24 protein-coding genes are annotated in these 22,028 nt (G+C 71.5%); 12 read left to right on the top strand and 12 right to left on the bottom strand.

The window, feature by feature from the left end:
• Positions 1–55 precede the first annotated feature (55 nt).
• Positions 56–361: a hypothetical protein gene (locus Ae331Ps2_RS03570; RefSeq protein WP_075310717.1), complete on the bottom strand. Its 306-nt coding sequence runs from the start codon at positions 359–361 to the stop codon at positions 56–58.
• 276 nt (positions 362–637) lie between these two features.
• Here Ae331Ps2_RS03570 and Ae331Ps2_RS03565 point away from each other — a divergent pair, with 276 nt between their 5' ends.
• From Ae331Ps2_RS03565 to Ae331Ps2_RS03555, 3 genes are all read left to right on the top strand, one after another.
• The gene (locus Ae331Ps2_RS03565; RefSeq protein ID WP_075310719.1) at positions 638–1,699 is read left to right on the top strand and encodes an LCP family protein; all 1,062 of its coding nucleotides are present in this window, start codon (positions 638–640) and stop codon (positions 1,697–1,699) included.
• An 82-nt stretch (positions 1,700–1,781) separates the two neighbouring features.
• Positions 1,782–2,372, top strand: coding sequence for a hypothetical protein (locus tag Ae331Ps2_RS03560; RefSeq protein WP_075310721.1), 591 nt, complete (start codon positions 1,782–1,784; stop codon positions 2,370–2,372).
• Positions 2,373–2,374: 2 nt separating this feature from the next.
• The gene (locus Ae331Ps2_RS03555; RefSeq protein ID WP_075310724.1) at positions 2,375–2,623 is read left to right on the top strand and encodes a helix-turn-helix transcriptional regulator; all 249 of its coding nucleotides are present in this window, start codon (positions 2,375–2,377) and stop codon (positions 2,621–2,623) included.
• 7 nt (positions 2,624–2,630) lie between these two features.
• On the opposite strand, the gene Ae331Ps2_RS03550 is transcribed toward Ae331Ps2_RS03555, so the two are convergent.
• From Ae331Ps2_RS03550 to Ae331Ps2_RS03535, 4 genes are all read right to left on the bottom strand, one after another.
• A complete protein-coding gene (locus Ae331Ps2_RS03550; RefSeq protein ID WP_075310726.1) occupies positions 2,631–3,428 on the bottom strand; it encodes a glucose-1-phosphate cytidylyltransferase in 798 nt (265 codons plus the stop codon).
• Positions 3,429–3,514: 86 nt separating this feature from the next.
• The gene (locus Ae331Ps2_RS03545) at positions 3,515–4,486 is read right to left on the bottom strand and encodes an IS30 family transposase (protein WP_075308805.1); all 972 of its coding nucleotides are present in this window, start codon (positions 4,484–4,486) and stop codon (positions 3,515–3,517) included.
• 324 nt (positions 4,487–4,810) lie between these two features.
• A complete protein-coding gene (locus Ae331Ps2_RS33940; RefSeq protein WP_083695205.1) occupies positions 4,811–4,951 on the bottom strand; it encodes a sugar transferase in 141 nt (46 codons plus the stop codon).
• A gap of 127 nt (positions 4,952–5,078) precedes the next feature.
• Positions 5,079–5,582, bottom strand: a complete 504-nt coding sequence (locus Ae331Ps2_RS03535; protein WP_139318953.1) for a hypothetical protein — start codon at positions 5,580–5,582, stop codon at positions 5,079–5,081.
• 126 nt (positions 5,583–5,708) lie between these two features.
• On the opposite strand from Ae331Ps2_RS03535, the gene Ae331Ps2_RS03530 reads away from it, so the two are divergent.
• Positions 5,709–6,788, top strand: a complete 1,080-nt coding sequence (locus tag Ae331Ps2_RS03530) for a glycosyltransferase family 1 protein (protein WP_075310730.1) — start codon at positions 5,709–5,711, stop codon at positions 6,786–6,788.
• 8 nt (positions 6,789–6,796) lie between these two features.
• Here Ae331Ps2_RS03530 and Ae331Ps2_RS03525 read toward each other — a convergent pair whose 3' ends face one another.
• Positions 6,797–7,621: a transposase family protein gene (locus Ae331Ps2_RS03525; protein ID WP_075313133.1), complete on the bottom strand. Its 825-nt coding sequence runs from the start codon at positions 7,619–7,621 to the stop codon at positions 6,797–6,799.
• Between the two features lie 416 nt (positions 7,622–8,037).
• Here Ae331Ps2_RS03525 and Ae331Ps2_RS03520 point away from each other — a divergent pair, with 416 nt between their 5' ends.
• Positions 8,038–9,363 carry an HNH endonuclease signature motif containing protein gene (locus Ae331Ps2_RS03520; protein WP_075310732.1) on the top strand — a complete coding sequence of 442 codons (1,326 nt, stop codon included), beginning with the start codon at positions 8,038–8,040 and terminating at the stop codon, positions 9,361–9,363.
• 22 nt (positions 9,364–9,385) lie between these two features.
• Here Ae331Ps2_RS03520 and Ae331Ps2_RS03515 read toward each other — a convergent pair whose 3' ends face one another.
• Positions 9,386–10,528: an acyltransferase gene (locus tag Ae331Ps2_RS03515; RefSeq protein WP_075329685.1), complete on the bottom strand. Its 1,143-nt coding sequence runs from the start codon at positions 10,526–10,528 to the stop codon at positions 9,386–9,388.
• 125 nt (positions 10,529–10,653) lie between these two features.
• On the opposite strand from Ae331Ps2_RS03515, the gene Ae331Ps2_RS03510 reads away from it, so the two are divergent.
• From Ae331Ps2_RS03510 to Ae331Ps2_RS03495, 4 genes are all read left to right on the top strand, one after another.
• Positions 10,654–11,247, top strand: coding sequence for a DUF4232 domain-containing protein (locus Ae331Ps2_RS03510; protein WP_075310736.1), 594 nt, complete (start codon positions 10,654–10,656; stop codon positions 11,245–11,247).
• Positions 11,248–11,278: 31 nt separating this feature from the next.
• Positions 11,279–11,851: a dTDP-4-dehydrorhamnose 3,5-epimerase gene (rfbC, locus tag Ae331Ps2_RS03505; protein ID WP_020628444.1), complete on the top strand. Its 573-nt coding sequence runs from the start codon at positions 11,279–11,281 to the stop codon at positions 11,849–11,851.
• Entirely contained in the window at positions 11,851–13,134 is a 1,284-nt protein-coding gene (locus Ae331Ps2_RS03500) for an NAD(P)H-dependent oxidoreductase (protein ID WP_075310738.1), read from the top strand. Before rfbC ends, Ae331Ps2_RS03500 begins: the two co-directional genes overlap by 1 nt.
• 82 nt (positions 13,135–13,216) lie before the next feature.
• On the top strand, positions 13,217–13,693 hold the full coding sequence (locus Ae331Ps2_RS03495) for a hypothetical protein (protein ID WP_075310741.1): 477 nt from the start codon (positions 13,217–13,219) through the stop codon (positions 13,691–13,693).
• A 22-nt stretch (positions 13,694–13,715) separates the two neighbouring features.
• Here Ae331Ps2_RS03495 and Ae331Ps2_RS03490 read toward each other — a convergent pair whose 3' ends face one another.
• The 3 genes from Ae331Ps2_RS03490 to rfbD all read right to left on the bottom strand — a co-directional run bounded on the left by Ae331Ps2_RS03490 (position 13,716) and on the right by rfbD (position 17,307).
• Positions 13,716–15,221 carry a sugar transferase gene (locus Ae331Ps2_RS03490; protein ID WP_158071525.1) on the bottom strand — a complete coding sequence of 502 codons (1,506 nt, stop codon included), beginning with the start codon at positions 15,219–15,221 and terminating at the stop codon, positions 13,716–13,718.
• Between the two features lie 356 nt (positions 15,222–15,577).
• On the bottom strand, positions 15,578–16,465 hold the full coding sequence (rfbA, locus tag Ae331Ps2_RS03485) for a glucose-1-phosphate thymidylyltransferase RfbA (protein ID WP_075310745.1): 888 nt from the start codon (positions 16,463–16,465) through the stop codon (positions 15,578–15,580).
• Positions 16,462–17,307, bottom strand: coding sequence for a dTDP-4-dehydrorhamnose reductase (gene rfbD / locus Ae331Ps2_RS03480; RefSeq protein ID WP_075310747.1), 846 nt, complete (start codon positions 17,305–17,307; stop codon positions 16,462–16,464). The genes rfbA and rfbD overlap by 4 nt, the downstream gene beginning before the upstream one ends.
• Positions 17,308–17,380: 73 nt before the next feature.
• Between rfbD and rfbB the strand changes: the two genes are divergently transcribed.
• Positions 17,381–18,343, top strand: coding sequence for a dTDP-glucose 4,6-dehydratase (gene rfbB / locus Ae331Ps2_RS03475; RefSeq protein ID WP_075310749.1), 963 nt, complete (start codon positions 17,381–17,383; stop codon positions 18,341–18,343).
• Complete coding sequence (locus tag Ae331Ps2_RS03470; RefSeq protein ID WP_075312916.1) at positions 18,340–18,939, top strand: dTDP-4-dehydrorhamnose 3,5-epimerase family protein; 600 nt, start codon at positions 18,340–18,342, stop codon at positions 18,937–18,939. Before rfbB ends, Ae331Ps2_RS03470 begins: the two co-directional genes overlap by 4 nt.
• Positions 18,940–18,943: 4 nt before the next feature.
• Here the strand turns inward: Ae331Ps2_RS03470 and Ae331Ps2_RS03465 are convergent, their stop codons facing one another.
• Entirely contained in the window at positions 18,944–19,618 is a 675-nt protein-coding gene (locus tag Ae331Ps2_RS03465; RefSeq protein ID WP_075310751.1) for a GPP34 family phosphoprotein, read from the bottom strand.
• A gap of 115 nt (positions 19,619–19,733) precedes the next feature.
• On the opposite strand from Ae331Ps2_RS03465, the gene Ae331Ps2_RS03460 reads away from it, so the two are divergent.
• Entirely contained in the window at positions 19,734–21,083 is a 1,350-nt protein-coding gene (locus tag Ae331Ps2_RS03460) for a UDP-glucose/GDP-mannose dehydrogenase family protein (protein ID WP_212611752.1), read from the top strand.
• On the opposite strand, the gene Ae331Ps2_RS03455 is transcribed toward Ae331Ps2_RS03460, so the two are convergent.
• Entirely contained in the window at positions 21,053–21,982 is a 930-nt protein-coding gene (locus tag Ae331Ps2_RS03455) for an NmrA family NAD(P)-binding protein (RefSeq protein ID WP_075310753.1), read from the bottom strand. The genes Ae331Ps2_RS03460 and Ae331Ps2_RS03455 overlap by 31 nt on opposite strands.
• Between the last annotated feature and the right edge of the window lie 46 nt (positions 21,983–22,028).

Raw genomic sequence — 22,028 nt, 5'->3', positions numbered from 1 at the left:
GCCGGGAGGGCCTTCGTGCCCCGCCTCCCGGCGGACCGTCCGGGGACGCAGGGAATCAGCGACGGCGCAGCAGGGCCGAGGTGAGCCGGGCGGCGCGACCGGACGGGCGGCCGTGGGCGGAACCGGTGCGAGCGTGGAAGGCGCGGCAGGAGGTGCCGCAGACACCGCAGTCGGTGCCGGCGCGGTAGTGGTCGTGGGCGTCGCGCTCGTGACCGCAGCGGCACAGGTCGACCGCGACCGAGGTGGTCGCGACGGGCGGCAGTGCGGTGTTCTCGGCAGCGGCCCGCGGAGCCGGGATCGCGGCGGCGGGGGCGGTGCCGACGGGGACGGTGGTGGCGGGGGTCTCGGGCGTGACGTTCATGGTTCCTCCTCGGTGCACGAGGGCCGTGCGGCCGTGCTGCCCCTGATATCGCCCCGTCCGTCGGGACCGTCAGCACCAGCGCCGTGGGTTCCCTGCATCTGATGACACAGCACGTCCCTGTGACTGCGCTGTGTGCACACTGAAGGTCTGTCGTGCACGGTCCGGTGGCGTGTCGCACCACCGGGAGTGGGACCGTGCGGTGTCGCGTAACGCCGTGCGCGTGGCCGCGACGGACCGGACGACCGCCCACGCCCGACCCAGGAGACCCGATGCGCAATGCCGTCCCCCCCGACCCGGCACGACGACGTGGTGCCCGGCCCGCGTGGCGGGCCTCCCCGTCGGCGCGGGCGGCGGGTGCTGGCCGTGCTGCTGGCGCTGGTGCTCGTGCTGCTGCTCGCGGTCGGCGGCGTGGTGGCCTACCTGACCTCCAGCATCGGCGGCGGCATCGCCCGCATCCCGGACGCGTTCCGCGGGATCGACGGGGGCAGCCGTCCCGCCACGTCCGGCGGCACCACGTTCCTGCTCGTCGGCACCGACTCCCGGGCCGAGGCACCCACCACCGGCACCGACGCCGCCCCGGGGGTCGACGCCGGTTCCCAGCGGTCCGACGTGATCATGCTCGGCACCCTCGCCCCCGACGGCGAGCACGCCAGCGTCGTGTCGATCCCGCGCGACTCCTGGGTCGACGTCCCCGGCCGCGGCATGAACAAGATCAACGCCGCCTACGCCTTCGGCGGTGCCCCGCTGCTCATCGAGACCGTGGAGAAGCTGACCGGGGTGCGGGTGGACCACTTCGGCGTCGTCGACTTCGCCGGGTTCACCTCGCTCGTCGACTCGGTCGGCGGCATCGACGTGACCGTCGCGCACGCCACCAGCAACGCCGGGGTGGACTTCCGGGCGGGGGAGAACCACCTCGACGGCGCCCAGGCCCTGGCCTACGTCCGTCAGCGCCACGGCCTCCCGAACGGCGACATCGACCGCGCCGCCCGCCAGCAGAACGCGATCAAGGCGCTGCTCGCGACGGTGCAGGAGAAGGCCACCACGGACCCGACCGCGCTCTACTCGTTCGCGACCAGTGTCGGCGACGCGGTGAGCGTGGACGACTCGCTGTCGAACACGGGGCTGGTCCGGCTGGCCCTGGAGAACCGCAACCTACGCGGGTCGGGCGTCGCGTTCGTGACGGCGCCGGTGGCCGGGCTGGGCCGGGAGGGCGAGCAGTCGGTCGTCCACCTGGACGAGCAGCGCAGCGCGGAGCTGTGGGGAGCGGTCCGCAACGGGTCGGTGGCGCAGTACGCGGACCGCAACCCGACGGAGGCGCTGAGCTCGACGCCGTCGTGATCTATATCGTTCCTCGATGTACTGTTCTTCGATGTATCGAGGAACGATGCATCTGGGGGGTGTCATGACAGTGGATTCATGGGTGCTCAGCGCCGTCAGGCTGGTCGCGAGGCTCTACTTCGTGCTGCTGGCGGTCGGGCTGGCGGTCCTCGCCGCGGCGGCGGTCGGGAAGATCGGACAGTCGCTGGCCGGGGAGCCGACGTCGTACGTGTTCGAGCTGGGGTACGACCACCCGCCGCTGGCGGACTCCGCGCGGATGGTCGAGGGAGCGCCCCTGGTGACCGGCCACGACTCGCCGCGCCTCGGCTCGGTGCTCGCCGAGCTGCCGCAGCTCCTGCCCACTCTCTACGGGGCGGTGGTCATCGGCCTCGCGCTGCGGGCACTGGACCTGGCGCGGGAGCGGGGCCTGTTCTGCGACGGCCTGCCGCACCGGGTGGGCCTGCTGGGCTGGGCGCTGGCGGGCCAGCCGGTGTGGGCCCTGGTCGAGGCGACGACCACCGCGTACCTGCGCAGCCAGGTGCTGGCAGGTGCGACCGTCGGCGGTGAGCTGGGCCCGGCGTTCGGCGCGGCGCTCGAGTGGTCGACGGTGGCCGTCGGCGTCGGGGTCCTGTTGCTGCGCTCGATCATCGTCGAGGGCGTCGGGATGCGGCGCGAGCTCGACGGGACGGTGTAGCGGTGCCGGCGGAGGACGGGGCGGCGATCGAGATCCACCTCGACGCGCTGCTGGCACAGCGGGGGATGACGCTCACCGAGCTCGCACGCCGGGTCGGTGTCACGCACGCGAACCTGTCGGTGCTCAAGAACGGCCGTGCCCGCGCGATCCGGTTCTCGACGCTGTCGGCGATCTGTGCGGTGCTGGGCTGCCAGCCGGGGGACCTGATGAGCCACCGGGTCGGGGAGCCGTCGCTCCCCGACCCGCGGTGAAGGCCGATCAGGCCCAGATCTTCCAGGGCGCCTCGCCGCGCGACCACAGGTCGTTGAGGTACTCGTAGTCCTTGAAGGTGTCCATCGCCGACCAGAAGTCCTCGTGGCGGTGCACGTTGAGCTGCCCGTCACGGGCCAGTCGCTGCAGCGGCTCGTGCTCGAGCCAGACGCCGTCGCCGCCGGGCTCGCCGAGGTAGCTGTCGAGGAACTCGCGCCGGAAGGCGAAGAAGCCGCCGGAGACGAAGCCGGTGACCTGGGTGGGCTTCTCGTTGAACTCCACGACCCGGTCGCCCTCGACGTTCATCTCGCCGAACTTGGAGGTCGGGTGCACCCCGGTGACGGTGCCGATCTTCCCGGACTCCTCGTGCTCCTTGGCCAGGGCGGTGATGTCGACGGTGCCGACGCCGTCGCCGTAGGTGAGGAAGAAGTTCTCGGTGTCGACGTACTGCGCGATCTTCCGGACGCGCGAGCCGGTCGCGGCCTCCAGGCCGGTCTCGGCGAAGGTGATCTCCCAGTCCTCGTCGACGCTGTTGTGGAAGTCGATGCGGTGCCGGTCCGACATGGACAGGGTGAAGTCCGCGGAGCGGGCCCGGTAGTCGAGGAAGTACTCCTTGATCGCCCAGCTCTTGTAGCCCAGGCACAGGACGAACCGGCGGAAGCCGTGCTCCCGGTAGGTCTTCATGATGTGCCAGACGATCGGCCGTCCGCCGATCTCGACCATCGCCTTCGGCAGGCTCTCGGAGGCCTCCCGGATGCGGGTGCCCTTGCCTCCGCAGAGGATGACGACGGGGGTCTCGGGATCCATGGGCTGAGTATCCGTTCCTTCGTGGGGAGCGTGGTGGGCGGCGGCGCCTGTCGTACAGGGGAACCGAACACCACTACCGGGCGAATTCAGGCGGTCGAAGCATCTAGCTCAACGAGTTCGGCGAATATCTCGGAGGGCTTCTTCCAGTTGTGGATCTTACGGGGTCGGTCGTTGATATCGCAAGCCACCATCGCCAGATACTTCGGGTCCGAGGTGATTTCCGTGCCTTTCGGGAAGTACTCGCGCACGATGCGGTTGAGGTTCTCGTTGCTGCCGCGTTCCCACGGCGAGTGCGGGTGGGCGAAGTACACCGGCATCGACCCCTTGGTGACGGCGGCGTGGCCGGCCATCTCCGCCCCGCAGTCCCAGGTCAGCGAGGCCCGCATGTGGGCGGGCAGGCCACTGGTGGCGGCGATGACCCCACGGCCGACGGTCAGCGAGTCGCGCCCGTGCAGCGGAACGAGCACGAGGAACCGGGAGGTGCGCTCGACCAGGGTCCCGACGGCGGTCTTGCCGTCCTTGCCGATGATCAGGTCACCCTCCCAGTGCCCGGGCACCACACGCCCCTCGGCGTTGACGGGGCGCTCGTCGATGTAGACGGGGTCCTTGATCCGCGGAGCCGGTGGTGGCTTCCGTCCGCCACGTCGAGTGGTGCGCCCGGAGCGCAGTGCGAGCAGCTCGCGGGCCAGGGTGGACACCGGGGTGGCATAGATCCACTGGTAGATCGCCTCGTGAGACACCCGGCAAGCCTGATCGTCGGGATACTCGGTCGGCAACCGGCCCGCGATCGAGGCCGGTGACCAGCCACGACGCAGCAGAGCGTGCACGATCCCGCGCAACCGCGGATAGCGGTCCACCGCGAGCTGCTTCGGGCGCGCCCGCGCCGCCTGGGCCCGTTCCTGCGCTGCCGCGGCCCGGTACTCGTGGCGTCCGCCGTGGCGACGGACCTCACGAGAGATCACCGACGGATCACGACCCACCACCGAGGCGATCTGCTTGTAGGACAAGCCTTCCGCCAGACCCCTCGAGATCTCCTCCCGATCCGACAACATCAACATTTCACGCACGGAACATCCTGTCCCGCCCAACTCGCCAAGATCAAGTGCTACGACCGGCAGAACTCACCCCGCACTGTTAGCGCCGTGTGTCTGTTCGCCGGCTCACACCGTGCGGGAACGGACACGGTCCGTAACTCTAGTTTTACGCAGCGCGATGGTGCGTTGCTGCGACCTGGGGCGCCGCAGCGACGCCGCCTCGGCCCGGTGCTTCCGGTTCGGAAACATACCCGGCCGGCGCAGGTCGGTGGACGGTCGACCGCGGTGACCCGACCCCGGTCATGCACCTCATGATCTCCGCCGTCGTGGAGGAGGTGGGGAACGGGGTCAGTAGGCGCCCCCGGCGCGGGCGATCGCACCGGCGGTGCGGGCCAGCATCCCGAACTCGGTGCCGTGCTTGCCGACGCGGGACTGGCGGAAGAGCACCGGGCCGCCGTCGAGCTTCACCGCGATCGCGACGGCCAGCATTACCGGGGCGAGCAGAAGGATGCAGCAGCGCGGCGACGGCGTTGAGGACCGTGTAGGCGCGGCCGGCGGTGCGGTCACGCTCAGCGGTCGATCATGGGTGGATCGAGGACGCGCATGTGGCACCGGGCTACCAACGCGGGTAGCGGACGGTCGACGCTGACGAACCGTTCTCGCATTCGACGCTGCAGGCGGGCCTGGTGACGTCGAGCGCCCGGCGGGTGCGGCCGTTCGGTGCGTCGTCGGACTCCAGTCCGGACAGCCGCAGGTCGTCCGCCCGGTCGAACCGGGCCGCGAGAGTGGAGCCGCACGTGGTGCTGTGTTGCCAGCAGCGTCGGGGAGCGACGAACGGCGACGCGGCGTAGCCGGTGTCCTGATCCCTCGGCTGCGATCGCGGGATCAGCGCGGTCACGGTGAGTGGTGAGAAGGTGCCGTGCACGACGCCGTGGGAGAGCGGCACGAGTGGCAAGCCTGATACGCCCTCTGTGAGACCGAGGCCGGTTATGCCCGACCGCGGAACAATTAAAACAGGACTGCTGCTGCGATCACAGCCCATCGTCCGGCCGGTGCGCATGTCAGTATGGCTGCTGACACAGACGGCAATAGTATGATCGATTGTGTGCTCGAGCGCCACCTCAGACTTTGCTTGATCAACACAGTCAGTGCGGAGCAGAATTCGTGATGCGTCGAGCCTGGTAGATCCTGTCGTCCGAAGGACCGAGATGCTGCACCTATCCGCTAGGAGAGAAGCTTGAGAGTCATGTTCGACTGCTACTGGTGGTTCGAGGGCCCGCCGTCGAACAGGCATGTTCTTCGCGATATTGTGACCACGTGGAGCACGGAATATCCGCAGGACGAGTTGGCCGGAGTGTTCTACGAAAACAACCGCAACGAGCTGGCCAAGGGTGGCGACTTCCCAGGTGTCTACTATTGGACCCGGCTGCGCCCCCACGGCTTGGGTGTGGCGTTGGGCAGCGGGGCGGCTTTGAGAGACTTTCAGCCGTGCGTGTACATCGGTCAGAACTTTACTCCGATCTTGAAGAATCCCGCCGTTAAACTGACGTACATACACGACTTGATGTTCCTCGAGCACCCGGAGTGGTTCTCCTTCGTCGAGCGTGCATACTTTCGCGGCATGAGTCTGACCGCTCGATTCGCCGACTCGATCGTTACCTCGTCTGAATCTGAGGCCAAGCGAATCGCAAGGCATGTCTCCCGGCCTGTAGATGCAGTCGGTCTCGGCCTCAGTAGTGAACTGACCGAGATCACGCCAACGAAATCTGTCGCGATGCGACTCGGCCTGGTCGCCGATAGCTTCATTCTCGCTGTTGGACGCCTCAATAAGAGAAAGAACCTTGGACGGGCGATCGACGCAGCTCGAGCGAGCGGGCTTGTATGCAAGGATTTTCCGCTGGTAGTGGTCGGCGAGCGTGATGGGCGTCAATCACAGTTGTCTGAATCCGCACGCGAAGGGATAGATCGGAATGAGATTCTGTTTACTGGGTATATCGGCGACTCAGAGCTGACGTGGTTGTACAAGAATACTCGAGCGCTAGTCTTCGTGTCGTTCGATGAGGGCTTCGGGATGCCTCCGGTCGAAGCGGCATTCTTCGGCACGAAGTCGGTGGTGAGTGACATTCCTGTGTTCCGTGAGACACTTCAAGATAATGCCGTGTTTGTCAATCCGAATAACGTTCAAGATATTAGTCGAGGAATACGTCAGGTCTGCGATCAGCCTGCTATGCCGATCGAACCCTCGTGGTGGCAGAGCAAACACTCTTGGGAGGTCAGCGTTTCAAGAATCAGACACCTCGCCATGACATTGAGGTGTTCTCAGTAGCGGGTTGATCATGTCGTGCGGTCGTACTCGGTGTGGAGTAGTACGAGCGCAGCTGCGGTGATCGCGCCGGTGCGCCAGGGACATAGCGTGACTCGCCGCAACGCGGCGAAGGTGGTCTTGAGCAGGGCGTTTCCGCGTTCGGCCAGAGCACGAAGGGCTGAGTGCAGGGTGTTGACGGTGCGCTGGTTGACCGTCTGCCCGCGGCCGGGGGCGAGTTTGATGGGCACGGTGAGCCGGTCGGCTTCGCCTTCGTAGCCGAGGTCGCCCAGCGCGGCGTGGGTGTCGTCGGTGAACGCGGCCAGGCCCTCGAGCAGCCCGGGGTGGGTACGGGCGCAGCGGGTGTCGTGCTCGCGGCCCGGCCGCACGTCGCTGGTCCATAGCGGCCATCCATCAGGTGCGGTGAGGACCTGGATGTTCCCGCCGTGGCGGCGGTGCTTGCCCGACCACCACAGGTCGACCCCGGGGGTGAGGCCGAGCGCGCGGCACCGGTCGGTGGCGATCAGGGTGCCGTCGAGATTCACGTGGGTGTGCCCGGCTGTGCGGGCGGCGAGCAGGGCTCCGTGCAGGCCGGGTGCGGCCGCGGCGAGGACGTCGATGCCTTCGTGCAGGTAACGGTAGGCCGTTGCAGTGCTGATCGCGTTGTCACCGGCCAAACATCGGACCCGGGTAGCATCACAGAACCAGCGGATCACCAGCACTGCCTGGGCGAACGGGGTCAACGCCCGCCGCCGGGTGCCACGTCGACGGCGTTGAAGGACCAGGAGCCGCGCCAGATAGGCCACGGTGCGCTCCCCGATCGGGAGGACAGCGGTGTAGGTGACAGGATCAGACATGCAGGACCTCGGTGACGGTGTCGATCTGTGCTGGACCGAACCGATCTACCGGGGTCCTGCCCCGTTCCCGCTCATCTCACCACCCTCGGCGTGTCGCCACGACCTGCCACCCCGCTACTGAGAACACCTCATTAGCGCAAGAGCGGCGTTGAATCGTTCAGTATGCGTGATCCTGGACGACTCTCGCCAATGAGGCTTTGCCCACCTGGCAGACTGGTTGGTCGAGACCGGTACGGCGTGGCGTGACCCCGTACGGCTGAAGCTCCCGGCTGGCAGGCTCCGCTCGTGTTGCCCACCTGTGTACGGGTGGGACTTACGCTGACCTGGCTTGCGGTGGAGTGACCGCTCGTCTCCACCAGTCTGCCGCCCAGCTCAGACGCCATGAGTCGAACATTAGTTCGAGTAGAGTGGAGTGCGTGGACGGAACCTGGCAGACCGGCGACGAGGAGCTTCTCCTCGCGGTCGCGGCCGTCCAGGAGCGGATCAACCGCGAGTCCCACGCCCTGGTGGCGCTGGTCGCGGAGGTCGCGACCCGGGGCCTGGCCGAGGCACGGGGCTTCCGCCACACCGCGGACCTGCTGCGTACGGTGCAGAACGTGTCGCTGTCGACCGCGCGCGCCCGCGTCGACGCCGCCCGGAAGCTCTCGCCGCTGTTCCTGATCACCGGCGAGCAGGTCGACGCCGAGCTCCCCGAACTGGCCGCTGCGTTCGCCGAGGGCGCGGTGACGCCCGAGCACGTCCGCGTGATCGTCCGGGTGCTGGCTGCGCTCCCGCCGCACCTCGACGAACATCGGCCTGCGCTGGAGGCCGACCTGGTCCACCACGCCCGCGGCCTGGACCCCGACGCGGTGGAGAAGCTGGGCCGGCGCGCGATCGCGATGCTCGACCCGGACGGGCCCCGTCCCCAGGAGCCCACGCCGTCGCGCAACCGGCTCACGCTGCGCCCGCAGGGTGCGGGGTTCGAGGCGCGGGGCTGGCTGGACATCGAGTCCGCGGCGCTGCTGCGTACCGCCCTGTCGCCGCTGTCCGCTCCGGCCCCTGCCGACGGGCCGGCCGGAGCGGGGCGCGACGAGCGATCGACGGCCGAGCGCATGGGCGACGGGCTGGCCGAACTGGCCCGCCGCATGCTCGCGACCGACGGACTCGGGATCGAGAACGGGCAGCCGGTCGCGCTCACCGTGACCGTGCCGCTGGAGACCCTGACCACGGCCACCGGGGCGGCGCTGCTCGGGTTCGGTGCGGGCGGACTGGCCGCGCCGGTCCCTGCGCAGGACGCGCTGCGGCTGGCCTGCGACGCGAAGGTGGTGCCGGTCGTGCTCGCGGGCACGGGGGAGCCGTTGGCGGTCGGGCGCGAGCACCGGCTCGCGACCCGGGCGCAGCGCCGGGCCCTGGCCCAACGCGACGGCGGGTGCGTCTTCCCCGGCTGCGAGGCCCCACCGCAGTGGTGCGTGGCCCACCACGTCGTGCACTGGGCCTCGGGCGGAGCCACCGACCTGGACAATCTGGTGCTGCTGTGCCCGCACCACCACCGCATGATCCACACGGGGGACTGGTTGGTGCTGGTCACCAGCGGGTTCCCGGTTTTCCACCCGCCGCCCTGGATACCGGGCGGCCCCCACCGCAACCTCCTGCACCGTCCCGACCTGCTCGGCGGCGACGATCATTGCGCGCACGGCGACGACCCACCCGTGCCGATCGAGGATCTCGTCGGCGCCGGTGCCGGCCGCGGGCCGGTGTCGTGATCGCCCGGGCCGGTGTGCCGGGTCAGGCCACCGGCCGGACCTGCGCCGCTCCCTCGACACGACGACCGATCCTGCGGGCCAGCCGGTGCGCCGGGCGCTCCGCGACCCGGAAGAACACCTCTGCCACGACCAACGCGACCGGCACGGCGACCAGCATCGTCAGCCACACCGGCGGCCGGCCGCCGAACAACAGCACCGTCGAGATCACCACGGCGTCGTGGGTCAGGTACAGGCTGAACGACCGGCTGCCCAGCCACTGCACCCACGGCCGCTCCAGGACGCGGAGAACCGGAGGCCGGCACAGCGCCGCGACCACCAGCAGCAGCGCACCCACGATCTGCAGCGCCCGGGCCCCGGACACCACGATCCCGGGCACGTCCGGCGAGACCCGCGCGACCCAGTAGGAGGCAAGCAGCAGCAGCGCCACCACGACCAGCCACGGCCACACCGCACCGAGTCGTGCGGCGGCCTGCACAACCCGCTCGCGGTGCACGGCCAGCAGCACGCCGAAGCCGAACACGGGCAGGTAGCGCAGGGCGTCGGCGTCGAACACCGACCCGGCGATCATGGCCGCCAGCAGCCCGGCCGCCGACGGGACCACCAACCACGGCCGCCGGCGGCTCGCCACACCCAGCAGCACGTACGCCGGCAGGGCCAGGGAGAACCACACCTCCCAGGTCAGCGACCACAGCGGGTTGTCCAGGAAACCGGTGCCGCCCAGCAGCACCGCGTCGCGCAGCGCGCCCGGCAGGTCCGGGGCGGTGTGCGCGTCGACCCACCAGCTCCCGCCGGTCGGCACACCACGTGCGACCACGGCGGCCGAGCCCGCCGCGAACAGCAGCGCTGCCCACACCGGCAGGTACAGGCGGGGCAGCCGCTGTGCGTAGTAGGAGCCCCACCCGAACCCGTCCCGGGTCGCCGATCCGGTGAGCACGAAGCCGCTCAGCACGAAGAACAGCAGCACCGCCTCGGTGCCCGCCCACACCAGGTGCAGTGGGGTGTAGGCCAGCCACCAGGCGAGCGTTCCCGGTGCCGCGTGGCCCGTTCCGGCCGCCACCGCGGCCAGCGTCGGGTCGGTCATCAGGCAGTGGTTCACCACGACGACCAGGGAGGCGACGCCGCGCAGGCCGTCGAGGGCCGGCACACGGGACGGGGCAACGATCACGGGAATGGCCTCGGCGACGGCCGGTGATCGTTACCGGCGACGCGGGTCACAGGTCGTCGTCACGGCCGGGTGGTTCTGCCGCCGCGGCCCAGCGTGATCGGACGAACCGGAGAACGGTGTCGCGCATGACCACTCACCGCGCACCACTGCTGATCGGACTGCTGTCGGCCGGCCTGCTCGTCGCCGGGTGCGGCGGCGCGGCCGAGCCGGCGAACCAGGCGCCGGCGGCGCTGTCGTCCCCGCCCACCACCGCGGCGCAGCAGCCCACCGGGGAAGCCGGCCAGGTCGCCCGCTGCACCAGCCAGAGCCTCGAGGCGTCGGTCGGCACCACCCTCGGCAACGACCAGAAGGACACGACCATCGTCTGGCGCAACACCTCGGCCGCGCCCTGCACCATGACCGGCTTCGGCGGCGTCGACCTGCGCGGACCGGACGACCCGCAGTGGGGGCCGTCCTACTCGCTGCCGCGCGGCGGAGGAGCCGACCACGCTCGTCGTGAAGCCGGGCGGCACCGCGCACACCGTCATCACCTGGCTGCCCGGGGGCAGCTGGACGCCGACCGAGATCGTCGTGACCGCGCCGGACGAGACCACGTCGACGACGCTGAGGTGGGACCAGGGTCCGGTGCTCCGCCAGGACGGCGCGACCCGCCCCGGCACCTACATCCACCCGGTGGCGCCCGGCTCGGTGTGACCGGGGCGTCGCCACCCTGCGGTTAACGAAGCCACGGTCGTGACGTACAAGAGGGGCATGGACATCCATCCGACCCCGCTCCCCGGATCGGCTCTCATCGACCTGAGGCGACTCGAGGACGACCGTGGCTTCTTCGCGCGTTCCTTCTGCGAGCAGGAGTTCACCGACGCCGGGCTCGACCCGACGATCACCCAGTGCAACCTCTCGTACAACCACGAGGCGGGCACCCTGCGCGGCTTCCACTACCAGCTGGAGCCCAACGCCGAGGTCAAGGTCATCCGCTGCGTCCGCGGCGCAATCTACGACGTGATCGTGGACCTGCGCCCCGACTCCGACACCTATCTGCAGTGGTTCGGCGCCGAGCTGTCCCAGGACAACTACCGGGCGATGTACGTGCCGCGGAACTTCGCGCACGCCTACCTCACCCTCACCCCGGACGCGACGACGATCTACCAGGTCTCGACGCCCTACACCCCCGGTGCGGAGCGCGGCCTGCGCTGGAACGACCCGGCGCTCGACGTCGCGTGGCCGCACTCGGTCGACCACGTCTCGGACAAGGACGCGAACTGGCCCCTGCTGGCCGACAACGCCGACTTCCCGTCGGTCGCCACCGGGGCGGCGGGCCGCTGATGCTGATCCTCGACACCGCGCTCGCGAAGCGCGCCGCCGAGAACCGACCGATCCGGGTCGGCCTGGTCGGTGCCGGGTTCATGGGCCGCGGCCTGGTCAACCAGATCGTGAACTCCACCCCCGGGATGGACGTCGTCGCGATCGCCAACCGCAGCGTCGCCACCGGGGTGCGTGCCTACACCGAGGCCGGGCTGGAGCCGGTCGAGGTGTCGAGCACCGCGCAGGTCGAGGCGATGATCGCGAAGGGCGTCCCGGCGGTGCTGGGCGACGCGTTCGCGCTGCTCGCGGCGGAGAACATCGACGTGCTCGTCGACGTCACCGGCGCGGTGGAGTTCGGCGCGCGGGTCACCGTCGCCGCCATCGAGCGCGGGCTGCCCGTCGTCACGATGAACGCCGAGCTCGACGGCACCGTCGGCCCGCTGCTCGCGCACCGCGCCCGCGCCGCCGGGGTCGTCCTGACCGGCGCCGACGGCGACCAGCCCGGCGTCCAGGCCAACCTGCTGCGCTTCGTGAAGGGCATCGGGGTCACCCCGCTCGTCGCCGGCAACATCAAGGGCCTGCAGGACGAGTACCGCACCCCCACCACGCAGCAGGCGTTCGCCGAGAAGTGGGGACAGGACCCCTACATGGTCACCAGCTTCGCCGACGGCACCAAGGTGTCGTTCGAGCAGGCGATCGTGGCCAACGCGTTCGGCTTCACCGTCGGGAAGCGCGGGATGTACGGGCGCGACCACGCCGGGCACGTCGACGAGCTGACGCAGGCCTACGACGTCGACGAGCTGCGCGAGCTCGGCGGGGTCGTGGACTACGTGGTCGGCGCCAAGCCGGGCCCCGGCATCTACGTGCTCGGCACCCACGACGACCCGAAGCAGCGTCACTACCTGAACCTGTACAAGCTCGGCGAGGGCCCGCTGTACAGCTTCTACACGCCCTACCACCTGTGCCACTTCGAGGTCCCGAACACGATCGTGCGGGCCGTGGACTTCGCCGACGCCGCGCTGAGCCCGCCCGCCGGGCAGCGGGTCGACGTCGTCGCCACCGCCAAGCAGAACCTGCGGGCCGGGCACACCCTCGACGGGCTGGGCGGCTACGACACCTACGGCGTCGCCGAGGCCTCCCCGGTCACGCGGTCGGAGCGGCTGCTCCCGATGGGTGTGGCGGAGGGGTGCACGCTCACCCGCGACGTCGCCAAGGACGCCGTGCTCACCTACGACGACGTGACCCTGCCCCCGGGCAGGCTCGTCGACGTGCTGCGCGAGGAGCAGGAGAAGCTCTTCGCCTGAGCGACTCATCAGTTTTGCGTAACGCCGGCCCGCCCGAATGCGACAGGTGATCGAACGATCATCCTGCGTGAGGAGGCGACGGGTGCCGTTGCGCCGCTTCGACCGGACGTCCTGGCCCGAGCACGGCCCGCACCGCGAGCTCCTGGACCTGCTCGGCGCCGTCCACGACCGGAACGGCTGCCGGTCCGAGCGCGACATCGCGCGCAGGCTGCGGACCCCGGTGGCGCGGGTCCGCGGCATCGCCCGCGGGCGGATCCTGCCCGACGACGAGGCCGCGACCCGCGCGCTGCTCGCCGCGCTGGCCGGGGACGGGGGAGTCGACCCCGCCACGGCCGACCGGGCCGCGGCGCTGACCGCGGCCGCGCGCCGGGAGCACGACGGCGTCGCCCCGTGGCCGGCCGCCCGCCGGACGGGCGAGCCGGTGTGGCCGGACCCGGGATCCGCCACGTCGCCGGGGCCCACGACCGTGCGCCGCCGGACGAGGGTCGCCGCGGTCCTGGTCGTGCTCACCGCCGCGGTCGCCGTGGCCGTCGTGCTCTCGGGGTACCTGCCGCTCTGAGCCGCCGGTTCCCGGCCACCGCTCAGTGTTGGCCGCGTCGGACCAGCTCCCGCACGGTGCGCACGACGATCTGGGCGTCGAGCCACAGCGACCAGTTCGCGATGTAGTAGTTGTCGTGCCGGACCCGGTCGGCGATCGAGGTGTCACCGCGCAGCCCGGAGATCTGGGCGAGCCCGGTGAGTCCGACCGGGACGCGGTGGCGGGCGGTGTAGCGCTCGTGCTCGGTGGCGAAGCGCTCCACGAACGACGGCCGCTCCGGGCGCGGACCGACCAGGCTCATGTCGCCGCGCAGGATGTTCCAGAGCTGGGGCAGCTCGTCGAACGAGGTGCGGCGGATGAACCTGCCGACCGGGCCGACCCGGGAGTCGCTCGCGATGGACCACTGTGTCTGCTGCTCGCGCTCGTCGACCGGCCGCATGCTGCGGAACTTGAGGACGGTGAAGGGCTTGTTGCCCAGCCCGATGCGTTCCTGGCGGAAGATGACCGGCCGCCCGCTCTCGACGAGCACCGCGACCGTGATCGCAAGCAGCAGTGGCGAGGTCAGCACCAGCCCCGATGCGGACACCACGATGTCGGCGAGGCGCTTGAGCCGCCAGGAGAGCCGGTTCATGGGGTCCGCGGGCAGCCGGAGCAGCGGGATGCTGCGCAGCCGTTCGACGCCGGAGTGGTCGTGCACCAGCTCCGAGAGCCAGGGGAGGAGCAGGACGTCGAGCCCGTCGCGACGGGCCTCGATCGCCGCGTCGAGGACGGCCGCGTCGTCGACGGTGTGACAGGCGAACACGACGACGCGCACCCGGTGCTGCTCGGTGGCGGCCCGGATCCGGGCCGCCAGCGCCGCCCGCTCGCGCTCCACCAGGAGGTCGAGGTCCTCGGACAGGACGTGACCGAGCGGGCGCAGGCCGTACTCGGGGTGCGCCCGCATGGTCTCGTCGAGCTCCACCGCCCGCGTCCCGGTGCCGACGATCAGCGTGGGCTCGCCGACGGTCCATCGGACCCGGAGCAGTCGGGCGGCGGACAGCACCACGGCGCGCAGGACCAGGGCGAGCAGGGTGGCCAGCAGCACGACCCGGACCGGTCCGGCTACGTCGATGCGGGTGTCCAGCCTCTGCTGCACGGCCATCGCCCCGGCCAGCAGGAGGCCCATCGTCACGACGAGGGCGGCCAGCTCACGGGGCAGGTCGTCGAACCAGGACAGCCGCAGCCGGGAACGGTGCAGGCGGGCCGCCGAGCGCACCCCCAGCAGCAGCACGGACGCGGCGACGACTCCGCTGCCGCCGGTCGGCGCGACCACGAGTACGGCGATCCCGACGGCCACCACGTCGGTCAGCACCAGCGCCGACCGGACGAGGCTGACCCGCGCGGACAGCCTGCGCACCGGCGCCGGCGCGGCAGAGGAGTCGGCCCGCGCCCCGGACCCGGCCCGTCCGGCGGGGCCCGCGGCCCGGACCGGCCGCCGGTCCACGAGCCGGTGGTGGGTGCGGGGCGTGGCGCTCCCGGGTCGACGGGTCTGCATCGATCCGGAGCTCATGGCCGGCCGGCCCTTCGGAAGGTGCTCTGCGACAACGAGAACCACACCGCGGACCGCGTGTTCGTGCGACGGAGCGTAGCGGAGGGTGGTGCCGGCGTTGTCACGATGAGTAACCACCAATCGCAGAGACGGGCCGAGCTGCGGGCACGGCATTAGTCCGTTCGGAGGTGTCCTTGGGAACTTGCCGTACGACCTGCACGCTCGTCACGCTCGTTCCGTTCGTTACATCGGCGAACGTGGGACGTGCATCACTCCTTTGCTCTGCTTGCTCTTTCAAGGAGAACGCACAGTGTTATGAGAGAGTGTGTCGCGCCGCCGTAACCGCTGCAGCCATTTGGTAACGGAAAGTAACGGATCTACGACCTGAACTGATCCGCGACGGCCATGACGTACTCGCCGTAGCCCGAGCCCGCCTGCCGTGCCCCCAGGGCGTGGCAGGCGTCGGCGTCGATGAAGCCCATCCGCAGGGCGACCTCCTCGACGCAGGCGATCCGGATGCCCTGGCGGTTCTCCAGGACGCGGACGTACTGACCGGCCTCCATCAGCGACTCGTGGGTGCCGGTGTCGAGCCAGGCGAAGCCGCGTCCGAGGTCCTGCAGGCGGGCGCGGCCCTGTTCGAGGTAGGCGCGGTTGACGTCGGTGATCTCGAGCTCGCCGCGGGCCGACGGGGTGATGCGCGCGGCGATGTCGACGACACTGTCGTCGTAGAAGTAGAGGCCGGTGATCGCGCGGTCCGAGCGGGGGTGCTCGGGCTTCTCCTCGATCGAGAGCAGGGTGCCGTCGGGGGCGGCCTCGCCGACGCCGTAGCGCTGCGGGTCGCGGACGGGGTAGCCGAACAGCACGCAGCCGGCGTCGCCGGAGGTGACCTCGGCGGCGCGGCGGCGCAGCAGGTCGCCGAACCCGGCGCCGTGGAAGATGTTGTCGCCGAGCACCAGCGCCGACGGCCCGCCGCGGACGTGGTCGGCGCCGATGACGAACGCCTCGGCCAGGCCGTTGGGGTGCTCCTGGGCGGCGTAGGTGATCCGTAGGCCGAGCCGGCTGCCGTCGCCGAGCAGACGCCGGAAGCCGGGAAGGTCGTGCGGGGTGGAGATGAGCAGGATGTCCCGGATCCCGGCCAGCATCAGCGTGGTCAGCGGGTGGTAGATCATCGGCTTGTCGTAGACCGGCAGCAGCTGCTTGGACACCGCCGCGGTCAGCGGGAACAGCCGGCTCCCGGTGCCGCCGGCCAGCACGATGCCCTTCACCGTGGGGTCCGGGCGAGGACCTGGTCCAGCCCGTCGCGCCAGGCGGGCATCGCGACCCCGGCCCGGGTCGCGCGGGACAGCTCGAGCACCGAGTTCGCCGGGCGGCGGGCCAGGTGCGGCTTGTCCGCGGCGTACTCGCTGCTCGACACCGGTCGGACGTCGCCGGGGTCGCGGCCGCAGCGGGCGAACACCTCCCGGGTCAGCTGGTACCAGCTGACCGGCTCGCCGTCGCCGGTCGCGTGGAACGTGCCGTGCTGCCCGGACCCGGCCAGCACGAGCAGCGCCGTGGCCAGGTCCGGCGCGAACGTCGGCCGCCCCACCTGGTCGTCGACGACGGCGGGGCGGACCCCGTCGCGGGCCAGCCGCGCCATGGTCGCGACGAAGTTGCCGCCGTCGCCGACGACCCAGCTGGTGCGCACGATCACGTGCCGATCCGGCAGTGCCGCCCGCACCGCAAGCTCCCCGGCGGCCTTCGACGCGCCGTACACCCCGAGCGGGGACAGCGGGGCGTCCTCCGGCACCGGGCCGGGCGCGGTGCCGTCGAACACGTACTCGGTGGAGACGTGGACCAGCAGGAAGCCGTGGTGCCGGGCCGCCGCGGCGAGGTGCGCGGGGCCCGCCGCGTTGGCCCGCCACGCGCCGGCCGGCTCGGTCTCGGCGCGGTCGACGGCGGTGTAGGCGGCCGCGTTGAACACCACGTCGACGCCGGTGAAGTCGTGCGCGGCGACGGCGTCGGCGTCGCCGATGTCCAGTGCCGCACGGTCGAGTGCCACCGCATCGGGCCGGGTGGCGACCAGCGCCCGCCCGAGCTGCCCGTTCGCCCCCAGCACACACGCGCGCACTCGCCCACCTCCGGATATCGTCGCGACCGACTCTGACACGCTGGTGGGGGCGGACAGTGAGCGGGGAGGGCACGTGCGCATCGTGGTGACCGGGGGGGCCGGGTTCATCGGGTCCTGTTTCGTCCGGGAGGTGCTGGGCGGGGAGCATCCCGAGCTGGCCGGGGCCGAGGTCCGGGTGCTCGACGCGTTCACCTACGCCGGCCGGATCGAGAACCTCGCCCCCGTCGCCGACGACCCGCGGCTCACGGTCGAGCGGGGCGACATCCGTGACCCGCGCCGCGTCGCGGAGGTGCTCGACGGCGGCGCCGACCTGCTCGTGCACTTCGCCGCCGAGACCCACGTCGACCGCTCCATCACCGGCGCGGCGGACTTTGTGACGACCAACGTCCTCGGCACCCAGGTGCTGCTGCAGGCGGCGCTGGACGCGGGCGTCGGCCGGTTCCTGCACGTCTCCACCGACGAGGTGTACGGCTCCATCGAGTCGGGCTCCTGGCCCGAGACCCACCCGCTGGAGCCGAACTCGCCCTACAGCGCCGCGAAGGCGGGCAGCGACCTGCTGGCACGCAGCTACCACCGCACGCACGGCCTCGACGTGGTGATCACCCGCTGCTCGAACAACTACGGGCCGTACCAGTTCCCGGAGAAGGTGATCCCGCTGTTCACCACACGGCTGCTCGACGGCGGCACCGTGCCGCTCTACGGCGACGGCCTCAACATCCGCGACTGGCTGCACGTCTCCGACCACTGTCGCGGCATCGCCCTGGCCGCCACGGCGGGCCGCGCCGGAGAGGTCTACAACATCGGCGGCGGGACCGAGCTGACCAACCTGGACCTGACCCGCGCGCTGCTCGCGGCCGTCGGTGTGGGGGAGGACCGCATCGAACGGGTGGCCGACCGCAAGGGACACGACCGCCGGTACGCGGTGGACTGGTCGAAGATCCGCGACGAGCTCGGCTACGCCCCCCGGGTGCCCTTCGACGAGGGCCTGGCCGCGACGGTGGCCTGGTACCGCGACCACCGGAGCTGGTGGGCATGAAGGCCACACCGCTGTCGATCGACGGGGCCTGGCTGTTCGAGGCGACCACGTTCGCCGACCACCGCGGCTCGTTCACCGCGCCCTTCCAGGGCCCGGCGTTCCGCGACGCGCTCGGGTTCGACCTGACCGTCGCCCAGACCAACCAGTCGGTGTCGACGCGCGGGGTCGTCCGCGGCGTGCACTACGCCGACGTGCCGCCCGGCCAGGCCAAGTACCTCTACGTGGCCGCCGGTGCCGTCCGCGACGTCGTGGTGGACCTGCGCGTCGGGTCGCCGACGTTCGGGCGGTTCGAGGCCGTCGAGCTCGACGCCGCCTCCCCGCGGACGCTCTACCTGTCCGAGGGGCTCGGGCACGCCTTCCAGGCGCTCGCCGACACCACCGTCGTCGGGTACCTGTGCTCGACGTCGTACGCGCCGGCGGCGGAGCACGGGATCAGCCCACTGGACCCGGCGCTGGCACTGCCCTGGCTCGAGGGGGTCGAGCCGGTGCTGTCGGAGAAGGACCGCGCCGCGCCCACCCTGGAGGAGGCACTCGCCGCGGGCGCCCTGCCCACCTGGGAGGACTGCCGCGCCCGCCTGGCGCAGCTGCGCGGGTAGCGGCTCAGTTGCCGGCCCAGCCGGACCGCACCGCGAAGTAGGCCCGGACGAACGGGTCCCGCGCGGCGCCCTCGGCCAGCAGCGCCGCCCGCCGCGCCGCCTGCTCCCGCGTCCCGGCGTCGATCTCCGGCGGCAGCACGTCCACGGCGAGGTCGCTGTGCGACAGCAGCACGAGCAGCAGCCCGTCGCGATCGCCGGGCGGGGTGTCGGTCACCAGCGCCGCCGCGAGCCGGGTCCGCAGCGCACGGGCGGGCTCCGGGTCCTGCTCGGTCAGGTGCACCCGGCGGAACAGACCGAACCGCCGGTACTCCTGTGCGCCGAGGACCCCGTCGGCCACCAGCTGCCCGACGGCGCCGCCTGCGCTCCCTGCCGGGGTCCGCGCCAGGTGCACCGCGGCCGCGGTGACCGTCCGCGAGCCCGAGTCGGTGCCGTCGTGGGTCACCGCGGCGAGCGCCGCGGCCAGGGCCGGGTGCTCGGGCTCCCCGCCCGAGGGCGTCACGGTGTTGGCAGGCTCCCCGGCACCCGCGGGACCGGCGTCGAGGTGCAGCGCACCGGCGTCGACGAGGTCGCGCACCAGCGCCACCGGCAGCACCCGGGCGTCGAACCGGTCGCTGATCCGGCCGGTCGCCCGGTCCAGCCCGAGCAGCAGCAGTTCCTCGGCTAGCAGCAGCGTCCTCACACCCGGTGACGCTATCGCCCGGCCGACGGCACCGTCGCGCCACCGCAGCGTCACCCTCACGCCCACTGCCCGACGTGCGCGACCCGTCCCCCGGACGGGGAGATAGCCTCCGCCCATGTCGGATACCACCACCGGGCTGAAGCTCTCCGTGATCGGGTGCGGCTACCTGGGTGCCGTGCACGCGGCGTCGATGGCGGAGCTGGGCCACGAGGTCGTCGGCATCGAGGCCGACGTCGCGAAGGCCGAGTCACTGGCCGCGGGCCGGGTCCCGTTCTTCGAGCCGGGCTTCGAGGAGCTGCTGCGCCGGTCGTTGGACTCGGGGCGGCTGTCGTTCTCCTCGGACATGGCCGACGCCCGGGGCGCGGCGGTGCACTTCGTGTGCGTCGGCACCCCGCAGCGGCGCGGCGAGTACGCCGCGGACCTGACGTACGTGGAGGCGGCGACGGCGTCGCTGATCGGGGTGCTGGGCCCCGGCGAGCTGGTCGTCGGGAAGTCCACGGTGCCGGTGGGCACGGCGGCCCGGCTCGCCGAGCAGGTCGCCGCCCGGGTGCCGGGCGCCGCGCTGGCGTGGAACCCGGAGTTCCTGCGCGAGGGGTTCGCGGTGCAGGACACCCTGCACCCGGACCGGCTCGTCTACGGCGTCCCGTCGCTGTCCGGTGTGGACGCCGACGTGGACGCGGAGAAGGTCCTGGACACCGTCTACGCGCGGATCGTCGCCGACGCCACGCCGAAGGTCGTCACCGACTACGCCACCGCGGAGATGGTCAAGACCGCCGCGAACTCCTTCCTCGCCACCAAGATCTCCTTCATCAACGCGATGGCCGAGCTGTGCGAGGCCACCGGCGCCGACGTGAAGCAGCTCGCCGACGCGATCGGCCACGACGACCGGATCGGCCGCAAGTTCCTCAACGCCGGGCTCGGCTTCGGTGGCGGCTGCCTGCCCAAGGACATCCGGGCGTTCATGGCCCGTGCCGGGGAGCTGGGCGCCGACCAGGCGCTGACCTTCCTGCGCGAGGTCGACAACATCAACATGCGGCGCCGGATCCGGATGGTGGAGCTCGCCCGCCAGGTGTGCGACGACTCGCTGCTCGGCAAGCGGATCGCCGTGCTCGGCGCGGCGTTCAAGCCCGACTCCGACGACATCCGCGACTCCCCGGCGCTGAACGTGGCCGCGCAGCTGCAGCTGCAGGGCGCCAACGTCCGGGTGACCGACCCGCAGGCGCTGCCCAACGTGCGGCGGCACTGGTCGCAGCTGGACTGCGTCGACACCCCCGAGGAGGCGGCCGAAGGCGCCGACGTCGTCCTGCTGCTGACCGAGTGGAAGCAGTACCGCGAGCTCGACCCGGGCTCGTTCGGCAAGGTCGTGAAGACCCGCCGGGTGCTCGACGGCCGCAACGCCCTGGACCGGGAGACCTGGGAGTCCGCGGGCTGGACCTACCGCGCGCTGGGCAGGCGCAACGTCTGAGGCCTGCCCACCCTCCGTGCCCACGCCGCGAAGCCGACCGGGTCGAGCCCGAACTCCCGGGCCCGCTCCGGACCCGCCGCGCGGGGGTGGGCGTCGAGGAAGGCGTGGGACTGCACGAACGCCTCGACCAGCCCCTCCGCGCGGGCCTGCTCCGGGCTCTCGGTCAGGGTGAACGGCACGTCCCAGGCCTCGGTGAGCGCCGCGGCGGCCTGCCGGTAGCTCAGGCGCTCGCCGACCAGGTCAAGCGCGACGCCGTCGAACCGGTCCGGGTCGGCGAACGCGGCGGCCGCCGCGGCCCCGATGTCGGCCACCGCGACGAACGGGTGCACCAGGTCCGGATCCAGCGCCAGCAGCAGCCGCGGCGCGTCGCCGCCGGCCAGGTACATCGACCACGGCACGAAGTTCTCCATGAACCCGCTGGGCCGCAGCCGGGTGACCCACCGGGCCCCGGCCCCGGCGAGCGCCTCCTCCGCGGCGGCCTTGGACCGCCAGTAGTGGGCCATGTGCTCACCCCAGACCGCGGCGTCGACGGCGCCGGGGTGTCCCAGCTCGGCGACCCCGGACACCGAGGTGTGCACCACCTGCGCGACGCCGGCCTCCCGCACGGCGGCCGCGATCGACTCCGCGTGGCGCAGCTCCCGGCCGCCGAGCAGGTCCTCCAGGTCGGGCATCTGCACCGAGAACACCCCGCGGGAGCCGCGGGCGGCCGCCGTCACCGATGGGGGGTCGTCGAGGTCGCCGGTGACCAGCGCGGCGCCGGCGTCGGCCAGTGCCCGCGCCGCGGCGGTGCCGGGGTCACGGACCAGCGCCCGGACCGGCGTGCCCGTGGCCAGCAGTGCCCGGGCCGCCGCCCCGCCCTGCTTGCCGGTCGCCCCCGTGACCAGAACCGGTGCGTTCATGACGTGCTCCTCCCGTTGAAACGGAGTGGTCCCCCGTTTTCTGTCC

The organism is Pseudonocardia sp. Ae331_Ps2 (genome assembly GCF_001932405.1).
In the GTDB taxonomy this organism is placed as follows: Bacteria; Actinomycetota; Actinomycetes; order Mycobacteriales; family Pseudonocardiaceae; genus Pseudonocardia.
This window is presented reverse-complemented; position numbering and strand designations above follow the sequence as displayed.

What these genes read in the sequence shown, in the direction of transcription:
- Ae331Ps2_RS03570 (WP_075310717.1), bottom strand. Translation starts at nt 361, where the DNA reads ATGAACGTCACGCCCGAGACCCCCGCCACCACCGTCCCCGTCGGCACC.
- Ae331Ps2_RS03565 (WP_075310719.1), top strand. Translation starts at nt 638, where the DNA reads ATGCCGTCCCCCCCGACCCGGCACGACGACGTGGTGCCCGGCCCGCGT.
- Ae331Ps2_RS03550 (WP_075310726.1), bottom strand. Translation starts at nt 3,428, where the DNA reads ATGGATCCCGAGACCCCCGTCGTCATCCTCTGCGGAGGCAAGGGCACC.
- Ae331Ps2_RS03545 (WP_075308805.1), bottom strand. Translation starts at nt 4,486, where the DNA reads ATGTTGATGTTGTCGGATCGGGAGGAGATCTCGAGGGGTCTGGCGGAA.
- Ae331Ps2_RS33940 (WP_083695205.1), bottom strand. Translation starts at nt 4,951, where the DNA reads ATGCTGGCCGTCGCGATCGCGGTGAAGCTCGACGGCGGCCCGGTGCTC.
- Ae331Ps2_RS03530 (WP_075310730.1), top strand. Translation starts at nt 5,709, where the DNA reads ATGTTCGACTGCTACTGGTGGTTCGAGGGCCCGCCGTCGAACAGGCAT.
- Ae331Ps2_RS03525 (WP_075313133.1), bottom strand. Translation starts at nt 7,621, where the DNA reads ATGTCTGATCCTGTCACCTACACCGCTGTCCTCCCGATCGGGGAGCGC.
- Ae331Ps2_RS03510 (WP_075310736.1), top strand. Translation starts at nt 10,654, where the DNA reads ATGACCACTCACCGCGCACCACTGCTGATCGGACTGCTGTCGGCCGGC.
- rfbC (WP_020628444.1), top strand. Translation starts at nt 11,279, where the DNA reads ATGGACATCCATCCGACCCCGCTCCCCGGATCGGCTCTCATCGACCTG.
- Ae331Ps2_RS03500 (WP_075310738.1), top strand. Translation starts at nt 11,851, where the DNA reads ATGCTGATCCTCGACACCGCGCTCGCGAAGCGCGCCGCCGAGAACCGA.
- Ae331Ps2_RS03490 (WP_158071525.1), bottom strand. Translation starts at nt 15,221, where the DNA reads ATGAGCTCCGGATCGATGCAGACCCGTCGACCCGGGAGCGCCACGCCC.
- Ae331Ps2_RS03470 (WP_075312916.1), top strand. Translation starts at nt 18,340, where the DNA reads ATGAAGGCCACACCGCTGTCGATCGACGGGGCCTGGCTGTTCGAGGCG.
- Ae331Ps2_RS03460 (WP_212611752.1), top strand. Translation starts at nt 19,734, where the DNA reads ATGTCGGATACCACCACCGGGCTGAAGCTCTCCGTGATCGGGTGCGGC.
- Ae331Ps2_RS03455 (WP_075310753.1), bottom strand. Translation starts at nt 21,982, where the DNA reads ATGAACGCACCGGTTCTGGTCACGGGGGCGACCGGCAAGCAGGGCGGG.